We start from the raw sequence: 11986 nt of genomic DNA, 5'->3' as shown, positions 1-11986 counted from the left end.
GTTGGCAAAAAATTAAAGATTTATTTTACCAAACCCCAGATTTACCACCTGAACACCCTGACGACTATAAAACGCTGGACGGTGTTGATCAAAATGACAACGGTATCCGCGACGATTATGAGCGCTATGTGTATGAAAAGTTTGATTCTCCACAGCTCATCACCTTTAGTTTAGGTGCCGCTTCAACATTACAACTGATTATTGATATAGAGCAGGGCCGTATACCAAATTTAGATACTGAGATTGGTAAGCAGATTATTTTGGATATGCTCAACATAAGCTACTGTGTTCAATATTTACAAAATTCACACCCACACTTTAGAGAACCCGAAGTTTTATACTTTAATACGATAGATAGAGCTTACGCTAACCGAAAAAGCCAAAATAAAATTAGTGACTATATTGCTTGGGATGACGGTTTTCATCGAAGTGCTGATCAAGACTGCAATATCCTTAAGGAGGACATAAAATGATTAAATTATATTTATTTAAAGTCTGACTAATTTAATGCCGGTCGCAGATGTATCCCGACAATCAGCAAAAAGCCAATAATGGGTGAGTAGTTTGGTTCTTCATATCAACACGCAGAATGTTATGCACAAAGAACCAACAAATCAAAAACAAAATAAACACAGTTTTATAAAAAACTAGCGATCAATGCATCTCTCGCTACATAGCTCAATTAACCAATTGGGCAGCGGATATTTGGCGTATACCGTGCTTAAAAAGTTATCCCACGCTTTATCTTTGAGTTGTTCAATTTCACTCTCAGATACCAACCCTTTATATAGCTGGGCAAAATCTTTTAAAAACTGTATATCACGACGCCGACTATTTTTGGCGTATCCTTTACCTGCGTAGTGAATAAAGTCAGCATCTAAGTAACCTTCTTTGCCAAACATATCCATTCGGTTAAAAGCTTTGTCAAATGAGCTATGTGCGATGCCATTTTTATGGAGTGTATAATTGAAATAGCTCTGGTCATAATGCGTTATTTTATTACAAACCTTGTGTAAATCATCGAGCGTAGTCTTTTTAAAAAGTGGGCATTGGCTAGACGTCAGAATGATACCCGCATTGTAATAAATAGGTCGATTACTCTTGAGCGGCCAGTCGACTTTTCCAAGCGCATCACATACCATTGCGACATCTTGCTCACGCTCTTGAATAATACCTTCATCAAACCAATAAGCAGTTTGCAAATCGGTATAAAGGTCAAAAACATTTCTAGCATGAGGTGTAATTAAAACATCAGCGTCTACGTAGAGCACTCTGTCATATGTTTCGAGCAACTCACCTATTCTCAGTTTTTCTGTCCACGCAGGGCTTGCATTATATGTTGGGTTTTCGATCTTTATCGGATAGTGCAATTGGTCAGATATTATTAAATCTGCACCGACTTTTTCGGCGTAATGCTTAAAACTCAAAATTGCGGCTTGATACATTGGGTTATCGCCAATGGCAAGGGTAAATATGGCTTTTTTCATGCGTTATCTCAGAGTCCTTTGTTCAGTTATTTATTTTATCCTAATACCCAAAAGTTTCCCAAGAATTGGCCTTATATATCAATGAACTAATAGTATTGAAAATTTAGGGAGTACGGGAACAATCATGGTGTTTTGTGATTTTATGAACCGCTAAAAAACAGCACGAAAGACCATGAATGCTTTACTATTTTGCACAATATACTCCGCGCTGTCACCCCCAACCCAATCCATAAAGCTAGATTTAATACTTTAGTCGCTGCCGTTAAATCTCTTTTGCACTGTCAGCAATGCACCTTAACTTATATCGCTCGCTATTTAAATTCAAAAACAACTGAAAAACATGATACTAAATGTATTGACCGACGGTTCAGTAAAGCTCGCTCTTTGCCCCCTATCGGGAAAGCACGTTCAGCTTTTAGCACCATTATCCAAAAGTACAAAAAACAATTTTTTTAATGCACAAACTGATCCTGCCAAGTGACTGCCGACCCGTGATTGTGATGGACACGGATTTTAAAGTCCTGTGGCTCAAGCCGCACGAAACGATGGCTAGCATTATACCAGCCGGTTTCGCGGTACGACACACCTGAAAAAGGACCGTTAATAATTATTTTGGGGTTCCCTTAGACATCACGCAATACTCAACGTATCGGACTCGAGCAAGCAGGCGAGTATTGTGCGACTTTGCCCAGTACAATTCTTTGCGAAAGCCAGATTGAGTACGCGATAGCGAACGTTGACTAGGCGAACAAACATTTGGGAGGTACGCGATACTGCATGCTCTTAACCAGTAGTCTATTCGCCCTTGTGACATTATTCTTCAACTAATGGGGTTATTTAACCTTAGCTTTGGATAATAAATAGGCTAACCCAAACCTAAAGTTACTTACACTCTACAGTCTATAATTTAGCCAAATAAATTGAAAAAATAGCGTATTTGTTCTAGAGTGTAAACTTAATGGTAAAAAACCAAAATAAACTCATATAACGTTGATTTATATTGTTTTTACCCACCCAATTGACTAAGGATAGCCAATGATTTTTTTTCAATCACTTTTATTGCCGTCAAATCTCATCCAATTAAATCTTATTCGATTTAAACAATGTATCTCTATATTTATTACTTTATTTCTTGTTGCGTGTGGCGGCGGCAGCTCTGACTCTCCTGCAATTAAACAGCCGCCAATTGAAGAACAGCTAAACCCTGTTACTGAAGTGCCAACGAATCAAATATTACATGCGTTTTTTCGTGATCAAGATAGTTCTATTGGCAAACTATCTGGCATCGTAACAATTGTCGCCCCTGAAGTTATTGATAGTGACTCCGCTAAAGTTGAGTCTGTGTGGGTTTATTGGGTAGATGAGCAAGGAAATAAACAGGGCGATGCGTGGTTAAAAACTATGGATAAAGCGGTTTATCATCTTGATATTCCAAAGGATACAAGTATACCTGCAAATACCAATGCGCTATTGCTTTTGCCGGTAAACACCATTGGACAGGCCACAAAAGGTACCCTTATTCCCTTTCATGATTTCATAGGTAATGCTGAATTATCGGGGCCTGGGGGGAATAAAGTTCACACTTGGGATTATGGCGTAGGTCGCAAGAAAATTTCAATTCAGCGCACAGAAGAGCAAGGTGGATTATGTATCTTTGATAATGGTTTAGTCAGCATTACTCATATGAATAATACTAAGGATGAAGCTGGGGAGAGTAATAATAGCAATAAGTTCCCTAACGACGTTAATGAGAATGCTTTCCCTCCTTATTCATTTTTATGTGATACGCAGCCGACACATTCCGAAGATATGATTTATGATGAGACTGGGGTCTGGACATATTCAACGCTTAATGACGCCATGTTTTACGGCACATTCGTTTACAATAGCTTTGTTAAATACCTTGGGGAGCCGCCACTGGAAGACAAAATTAGAATCCGTGTTCACTATGGTCAACAATATGAACAAGGCGCCTTTTGGGATGGTGCATATGCCAACTTTGGTGATGCGTATCCGTTATTTTACTCTATGGCTTCACTTGACATCATTGCGCACGAAGTGGGCCATGGGGTTTTAAATAGAGTGTCTGATTTAAATCAATTCGATCATGAAATTAGTACTGATGCTCGTACCTTACACGAAGCCTTTGGCGATATATCAGGTGTAATGGCAAAATATGAGTTTACGGGACATTCAGATAATTGGATTCACGGCCAAGAGAATGGCGGTTTTATTCGTCATCTCGATCAGATAAAAACTGAGAATGGCGCCATTGATAGTTTTCTTGATTATGAAGAGGCTGGTGATAATTTCTATTTACGCATTGGTATGATCACTTATCCATTTTATTTACTATCAAATCAATGGGGCATAGAGCCTACCTATAAAGTGTATTTAAATTCAGCCAAGGTCTGTTGGAGTGCGTTGACCACACTAACTGAAGCTGCAGAATGTATTAAACAACAAGCAGGTGTTGCTGGCTTATCTGAAGAAGATGTCGTTGAAGCTTTTAAGGTGGTAAAGATAAAACTTTATGACCAAGGAGTGCTCAGCCATTTTAATGCAGATAAAATTAAATTAAGCACTCAGTTTACCGATGATAGCCGCTCAACGAATCAAGTCGTTCAATGGTTATGGGATTTTGGCGATGGTCAAACTTCAACAGAAGCCAGCCCTAAGCATATCTTCGCAGAATCAGGAAGTTACCTAATTAAGTTGACAGTAACTGATCAATCCGATGATCAAGATACCTTTGAACGGCTTATTCAGGTAACAGATCAGTATTGCTCAATAAACTCAGCTAGCGTCGATAAGCACATCACTCATGTTTCTATTGGTGGCAACGACATTAATTATAACTCAACAGCATGGGACTATACCCAAATGCCGATAGAGCTGATAAATCCCAGTAATACTATCATCAACATTCAAGGAGATACTGGAGTAACAGAGCGATCTACCTCATGGAAAGTCTGGATTGACCTCAACGATAATGGAATTTATGGTGATGAGGCTAATGAGCTTGTCGTCGATAAATTTGTCGAAGAGGGGCAACCTTATGGCCTTAATACTACACTCGATTTATCAACGCTGCCAAATAGTCGTCAGGCTAAATTTATGAGAATTATTGGTGACTATACCGTTTTTGGCCCTTGTTCTTCGAGTATAGGAGAAGCGCTAGATTTAAGTGTGAGTTGGCAGTAAATTCGGTTAATACATCTTATTGAAGAGAGCGATTTATACGAGAGCGTGCTGAACTTTCCGGTATAAAAAACAAACAGCAAAAAATACGGTGTAATTGAATTCGCTAAAAAACGTTACACCGAATACATACGCCAAGATAAATGTTAACAAACGCGACATGGAATGTCTTATCAAAAGTAATGTGCTTAGGGGATCAAGGCGATCCCTCAGAACTTAACCCCTTTGTCGCTTTGTTCAGCATTCAGCTTCAAATTTTCTTAAGATCCAACCTATAGGTAAATTATAAATCCAGACCTTTGATATATGAAGTTAAGTTCTTACTGGTTAAACAAAGAGTTGTAGCTTTTAATCAAAAAATCATCTAGGTTTTTTCTATTTTTTCCACCATTTAGATTTTTTATAAGATTTTTATTGCTTAGTTTTCCACTATTACTCTCTCATTAAAAAGGAAAACTAAATGAAAATAAATAAATTAATAATTCCTCTCTTCTTGTCGATTAATAGCCCTGCAGTTTATGCAAATGAAAGTACCAGTGGTTTGATTGAACCCATCATGGTCACGATACCTGCGGGTACTTTTCAGATGGGCGATATAGATAAAAAAGATGCCCAGCCTGTTCATAAGGTAGCGCTACCCGAGTTTAGCTTAGGAAAATATGAAGTAACCGTCAGAGAGTTTCGTCACTTTGTTAAAGAGTCTGGCTATGACATGCCGACTAAATGCATCCATCAATTAAATGGCTGGTTTAATTATGGAGCAACAGCAGGCACATGGGAAAACAACTCGCTCAACACCAGTGACTTTCAACCCGTTAATTGTATTGGCTGGAAATCGGCTAATGCTTACGTTCAATGGTTGGCTGAGAAAACAGGTCGCCCTTATCGCCTGCCCAGTGAAGCTGAATGGGAATACGCAGCAAGAGCAGGCACAAACAGTAAATATTATTTTGGTGACGACCCCGACCAAACTCTCGTTTGTGAATACGAGAATACGGCTGATTTAACGGGCGAAAATATACTACAACGCGATACCAATACCAGCTATGTTAACTTCTTCAATGGTAAGTCAAACTGTGTTGATCACTCAGCTTATGCAAGCATCGTTGGTATGTATAAACCAAATCCATTTGGTCTACATGACATGATTAGTAATGTGGTTGAATTTACTGCTGACTGTTACAAAAAAAACTATAAAAATGCCCCCACTAATGGCCAACCATGGACAGATGAGAATTGTGAATTCCGCGTAGCACGAGGTGGTAGCTGGCATTGGAATACATTTGCGGTTAGTGAAAGAGGCGTCATGGGTAAAGACTTTATCGGTGCAGTAGAAGGATTTAGGATTGCACTTGATGGCGCAGCCCCTGCAATGGGAGGCAACACCAAGCAGTTTAAAAAAACGCTAAAAATAGCGCAACACAGTGAAGGGTTAAGGCGTGATGCGGTTTTACCCTACCCAGACACGGTCACTAATTTAACCATAAAACAACAACAAGGTCTTGTTACTTTAAGCTGGGACAAGAGCGAACAAACAGATATTGAAAGTTATCGTGTTTACAGGAACTCAGCGATAGGCAGCACATTTAAACTATTAGCACCAAACATAGTAGAAACAATATTTAAAGATGCCAATATCGATAACCATCAATATGAATACACGGTTGTAGCCGTTAGGCGTCATCAACAAAGTAATTACAGTAACACGGTAAAAACACGAGCACCTTGGGTACAAATACCTGGAAGATTAGAAGCCGAATCAGCAAGTGAGATTACCGGATCCTCCGTAGGAAGAACCTCAGATATCGATGGTAAATTCAATTTAACGGGCCAAGGCGGCATAAGTGACAAGGCGATAATGAGCTATCAGTTAGAGGTCGCAAAATCAGGGCATTATTCGCTTAGCTACCGAGTAGCAGCTCCTGATGATACAAAAGGCTTTGCAATATTAGTGAATGATGAAGAGCTAGCCACAGAAAAGGTAACAAGCACGGGTGGATATCATCAATGGCAAACCCAATCAGGCGCTACCATTTACTTAAACAAAGGGAAAAATAAATTGACGATACAATCACGTGATAAAAACTGGAAGCTAAACTGGGTTAACTTCAAACAGAATTAGCTTATTTAATAAAGCGTCAAGGCAGCACTATTGCTGCCTTTTACGTTTTTAAGTAAGCGCTTAGTACAATTCATAAACTCAAAGACGTCAGCTTCTCCTCATTTATCCGTCGCCAATAGTCACTGCCTTTTTCATTGATATATTGAGAATAAAAATCATAATTTACTTGGGTATTGTCAGAGCCGCAAATCAATAGTGCGATGTCTAAACTAAGACGAAGATTACCCGACAATTGTGCTTGCTCAAAAGTACGCTCTGCGTGACTAATAAATGCATCAGTATCGTTTTGCGCATCTGCTAACAACGTTTTCAAGTAAGAGTTATCTGCACTATCTAATGTAATACCTGTCATAAGTACTTGTGCGTCTTACAGGCGGTTTTGACTTATATAGTATTTCATTAATTGCCTACGACTCGTTCGTGCAGCCCAAAACTCAGGCGTCAATGTAGCTAGTTTTATTACTTGTTTTAAATGAGGCTCTTTATCCTCGAGGTTCTTAGTAAAAATAGCATAGTGAAACGGTATGATAGCCAAGTGATAGCTAGGAAATTGGTAAGCCTTCATTTTACTTTCGGCTTCTCTTAAATAAAGGTATTTGTCGTCTTCTTGTTTATTTTTATGCGCCAACACAGATAAGTAAGTTAAAGCATCAAGCTCACGTTGTTTATCGTGAGCCTCAAAGGCTAATTTGGCTGATGTAAGCAGACTATGCTTAATGGCGTTATAATCTGCCTGATTGTGATCTATCCACGACTGTGCAATCAAAGCGTCGGCTTGTCGAGGTAAATCATTAATTATTTTAAATTGTTCTATCGCATTTGCCAGCTTTAAGGCGCTTAAATCAAATAGTTCTTTTCGTGTTAATACTTCACTTTGAAAGAGTAAAGCATTCCCCACATATTGGGTATTTTTTTGTGAAATAGCCGCTTTTTCAAGTTTACTTGCCATCACCAGCGCTTTTTCAAACTCTCCCATCCTTAAATAAGTTTCGGTGAGCTGGCTAAGAATAATAAGATCATTAGATGCTTGTTGGTGAGCAATAGCTAAGTTTGCTTGCTTAACTGCTGGGGCTTGCGCTTCATTGAGTAGGTTATAAATAACTGGATTCTGTAAGTGACTTAAAAGCTGTTTTGTAGCATCGCGTTGATCAGCCCCCAACACATGGCCGCGCCAATCAGCAAAAGGGCCCTTTAGAATAAAATCAATATACGTCTTTTCATTATAAGTGCTCATAGAGCCTGATAAAATCAACGGGTGCTCACTGGCCAATTGAGGATATTCATAATCGGCTGAAACTTGAAAATAAGCAGTATTTAAATGAGGTATTTCAGTAAAGTCAAAATGTTCATTATCACTAAGATTGACACGCTGCGCGTCTGAATGAGTACTAAGCGGGATATAAGAAATTTTAATAACAGTGCTATTAACTTTACCTGATGGCTTGGCGATTAAATACATCAACGCAATAGCAAAAAGGGTTAGCGCCGTAAACGCCATAATTAGCCACTTTTTGCGCTGGTGTGGGAATGCTAAAGCCGCTGTTGGCTGCTCTGCTACATTTGAATTTTCAGTGCTTGGCGCTTTTTCAGTATCACTATGGGTTGCATCAACTTTGAGTTGCCATTGATAACCTCGTTTTGAAAAGGTTTTAATTGCATGGCTACCAAAAAGCCCTCTTAAATTACTAATGCTTTGAAAAACAGCCTGCTCGCTCACAACCTTGTCTTGCCACACCTGCGATAAAATATCGTCTTTACTAAATACAGTGTCTGAATGTTGCAAAAGCAGCTTAAGCACTTTGGCGTCATTGTGTCGAATAGCCAAATCCTGACCATTATTTTTAAGTACCAAACTGGTACTATCAAACTCAAAAGTATCAAATATATAACGCATTGTTTTTATTATAATGGCTCATTCAGTGATTTTGTCTATCCACATAAGCTTATGTGCCAATGAAGAATGTATGATTTCCAATCATATAGTAAAAAATCACTTTAGTCTTTATGGCAGTGACTTCGGTTGAAGGCGCTAGGTGCGTAGTCATATTTAAATTGAGTTTAAAATTAAAAACACATGTTTTTTTGAATAAAAAGATCAAGTAAACACTGCAGCCTGCTTGACCGGAACTTTCTAATAAGTGAACCATTGGTATATGAAGGGTTTATAATTGAAAACCACACTTTCTACTAATTTTCAGCAGCTCTAAAAGATCATCACGATTACTTATATAGCATAGGTTATCTAACTGCTTTTCGTTGAATACGAGCTTTATAGTTCTAATATAAGAAGATTCTATTAACTTCCTCTGAGCACTATCCTTAGCCAAATCAAATAACATAACTAGCTCATCTGCAATCAAATTAAAATAATACAATGTTTCATATTCCTTAAATAAATAAAGGGAATCTACAGCATCTCCTCTTAGATCATCCAAGCACTTCAATAGAACTATCCCGCTAAAGCAGCTAATTTCATCCGAAGTAGGCTTGTTTACAAACACAGATATTAAGTCTTCAAAGGTTTTTAAATACTCGAGCTCTTCACATTCATGCTTTAAAAAAGTCTTGCACTCAGGGTCTTTTAGGTAATGACTAAGATCTGCTGATTCAATGAGACTGAGTACTGATGTAAATAGTTCAGAACTAGATTCAACTCCCTCCTTTTGCTTATAACTGTTATTTTTTATAAAAGCTTTACTGTCACCTTGATCTATTTCATTAATCATTCTTTCAAATGAATATAAAACAGCTGAGCTTAATAAACCGTATTTATTAATTGATGCTTTAATCACGCTTTGCAATTTTTCACAGCTAGCTCTGAGGCGATTAGATTGCTCAAGAAGAAGCTGGGTACTTACTAAGTTTCTAGTTTCTTCAAGCTCTGATTTACTCGTTTTCCATGTTCTGTAGAGCAATATTATCGTAACGATTAATAAAATTGGGTTTAAGGCATTGTTAAAGTAAGTTGCAGCATCAACCCACTTATCCAAAGGCTCTGCCAAACTAAAACTAAATCGAGAAAAGTAAAAACAGCTAACACTACTGAATAAGCAAAGTATTATTACGGCAATTATCGCCCCATAATCAAATCCTTTTTTATGTTTACTCTCTCTATACCACCTGAATAAAACCCCTCCTATAATGAAAAGGGTTATAATAAGAAATATCCAGCCCAAGTACTCGAGCATTGAATCCATTTATTCTATCCTTATCTAATGGCTGATAATTAGCCTAAATTAGTACTTACACATTGACTTAATTCAACAAACTTTAGGTCAATAAAAGGTAACTGCGAAATAGAAGCTGGAAAGTTTCCACTTTATCTATCCTATAAAAACATCATAATTTATAAAAGCATAAAACCTATAAATATCAAGAATATAAAAACTTGCCAACAAAAACTTTCGGTCAAGTATTCTTGAATGCTTGGAGTCACTGCGCACAAGCTCAGCTCTTGTATTTAGCCAAGACAAAACACCTACTTCACGTTTAAAACCCTTCCCCCGTCATCACGCACTGAAAATAAGTAATTGATGAGTAATTCATTTCATGGCAGGATTTTGTTCCCGACAAATCCTAAGTACCTACATCCATGTAGGCAATGAAATGAAAACCGTGACTTGCCATGGGTGAAAAGCGCAGCTTTGAACTAGAGGCCATGGATGGCCGAACTGGGGAGCGTGAAAGTCTGGACTATCTTCGCGTTTGCGTTAACTGCTTATAAACAGAAAGCCCCATAGCCTTAAAAAATTGTTCGTTTACATTACAAAAAAAAAGTGAGAATATCGAACTTCAGCATAGGTCAAAAAAGGAACAAGGAAAGTTATGAGCTCATCAAAAGAAATGAGTGTTGTGAAAAAAGTAGGTATTGCCGGTAGAATCGCTTCAGTAGGCCATTTCGTATATCGCCAGTTCATCGGTAATCATAAAGATGCAAATGAAGCATATACTAGAGTTTACCCTACCATAAAACTTACGATTCAAACTTATGGCCGCAGCTCAAATGAATCTACCAATTTATTAAAAATACTAGCAAACCTTGCGCCAGCAGGTGCGATAAGAAGAAACTTTACTAAACGATACATAGATGACAGTGAAGGTTGGTTAAAGCTACCAAAAAATCCGAACGATATACCTTATGGTTATTGGTATTGATACTATGAAAAGCAATATATTTTGGTACTTGTTTCTCCTATTACTTTTACTTACCACAGGCTATGACATCTATAACTCCTTTTTCAATATAAGCTTGCAAAAAATTCAGCCAGCATGGCTGAGTTGTCTTACATTTACGTTTGATACTCTTACTATCGGCGCATGTTTAGGTATTATATATAAACGTTATATTTTACATCATATCATTTGGTTACTCATTATATACGCTCAAATAACAGCTGTTCTTTTGGCGCTTTATTATGAGTTTACTGCTGGAGGTTATACTAGAAGTGAAATGTTGTTATTTTCTAACATCATATTTTTTGTTGCTTTAATCTTCTTATATCCACTTATTAAATATTATCAATTAGTTAAAAAACACTCAAAACAATGTAATTCTTAATTAGGTGCATAAAGGCAGTGTGCTTTTCTATGACTGGAAACCGTGGGGCTAGGTCTTGCATATTGCCAAGACCAAAAACCAATCTGGCGTTTAACACCCTTCCCTCATCATCACGCCCTGAAAATAAGCAATTGATGAGTAATATCGCGCATAGCATGATTTTGTTCCCGATAAATCCTAAGTACCTACATCCATGTAGGCAATGCGCGATAAGGCGAAACTAGGCCATGAGTGAAAAGCGCAGCTTTGAACGAGAGGCCATGGATGGCCGAACTGGGAAGCGTACATGAATGTGAAAGTCGGCCTATCTTCGGCGTTTACGTTCACATCAATTGTGCATTGAAGGATTAAGCGTGATGCTCGGGGCGCCGTGGGGTTCCTAGGGGCGGTCGGCGGCAGCCGCCCCTTGGTTGCCGCCAGCAATCTGGCAAAAAACCTTGAATAAGGTTTTTCATGTAGGTCGCAGATTTATCACGACAAAAGTTAGCGAGTTACGGAGTTTTTCAAGTTAGTTGTCGCCTCAAGTTAAATTTTATGCCGCCCGCATTTCTTCTTTTTTCTCAGGATTCAAATTTACTTCGTTTATCATTGACCAATCTCGTGACTTTCCTGACCAAC

Annotated in this window: 7 protein-coding genes and 1 pseudogene; 4 read left to right on the top strand and 4 right to left on the bottom strand. The window is 38.2% G+C overall.

Annotated features, from left to right (window positions below; translation table 11 throughout):
• Positions 1-473, top strand: a pseudogene (locus H5154_RS21755) (chitodextrinase); the annotation flags it as partial.
• A gap of 174 nt (positions 474-647) precedes the next feature.
• Here the strand turns inward: H5154_RS21755 and H5154_RS21750 are convergent.
• The gene (locus tag H5154_RS21750) at positions 648-1487 is read right to left on the bottom strand and encodes a glycosyltransferase family 8 protein (protein ID WP_182719590.1); all 840 of its coding nucleotides are present in this window, start codon (positions 1485-1487) and stop codon (positions 648-650) included.
• A gap of 1035 nt (positions 1488-2522) precedes the next feature.
• Between H5154_RS21750 and H5154_RS21745 the strand changes: the two genes are divergently transcribed.
• Both H5154_RS21745 and H5154_RS21740 read left to right on the top strand, forming a co-directional pair.
• The gene (locus tag H5154_RS21745; RefSeq protein WP_182719589.1) at positions 2523-4691 is read left to right on the top strand and encodes a PKD domain-containing protein; all 2169 of its coding nucleotides are present in this window, start codon (positions 2523-2525) and stop codon (positions 4689-4691) included.
• A gap of 457 nt (positions 4692-5148) precedes the next feature.
• Entirely contained in the window at positions 5149-6810 is a 1662-nt protein-coding gene (locus H5154_RS21740; protein ID WP_182719588.1) for an SUMF1/EgtB/PvdO family nonheme iron enzyme, read from the top strand.
• 70 nt (positions 6811-6880) lie between these two features.
• Here the strand turns inward: H5154_RS21740 and H5154_RS23865 are convergent, their stop codons facing one another.
• The 3 genes from H5154_RS23865 to H5154_RS21730 form a co-directional block, all read right to left on the bottom strand.
• The gene (locus H5154_RS23865; RefSeq protein ID WP_259398585.1) at positions 6881-7162 is read right to left on the bottom strand and encodes a hypothetical protein; all 282 of its coding nucleotides are present in this window, start codon (positions 7160-7162) and stop codon (positions 6881-6883) included.
• Between the two features lie 15 nt (positions 7163-7177).
• Positions 7178-8704, bottom strand: coding sequence for a winged helix-turn-helix domain-containing protein (locus tag H5154_RS21735; RefSeq protein WP_259398584.1), 1527 nt, complete (start codon positions 8702-8704; stop codon positions 7178-7180).
• 268 nt (positions 8705-8972) lie between these two features.
• Positions 8973-10007 (bottom strand): hypothetical protein, encoded by a 1035-nt coding sequence (locus H5154_RS21730; protein ID WP_182719587.1) that lies wholly within the window; start codon positions 10005-10007, stop codon positions 8973-8975.
• A gap of 628 nt (positions 10008-10635) precedes the next feature.
• Here H5154_RS21730 and H5154_RS21725 point away from each other — a divergent pair.
• Positions 10636-10965, top strand: a complete 330-nt coding sequence (locus H5154_RS21725; RefSeq protein ID WP_182719586.1) for a hypothetical protein — start codon at positions 10636-10638, stop codon at positions 10963-10965.
• Positions 10966-11986 lie beyond the last annotated feature (1021 nt).

It is taken from the genome of Pseudoalteromonas sp. SR44-5 (assembly GCF_014163675.1).
GTDB classification, from domain to species: domain Bacteria; phylum Pseudomonadota; class Gammaproteobacteria; order Enterobacterales; family Alteromonadaceae; genus Pseudoalteromonas; species Pseudoalteromonas rhizosphaerae.
This window is presented reverse-complemented; position numbering and strand designations above follow the sequence as displayed.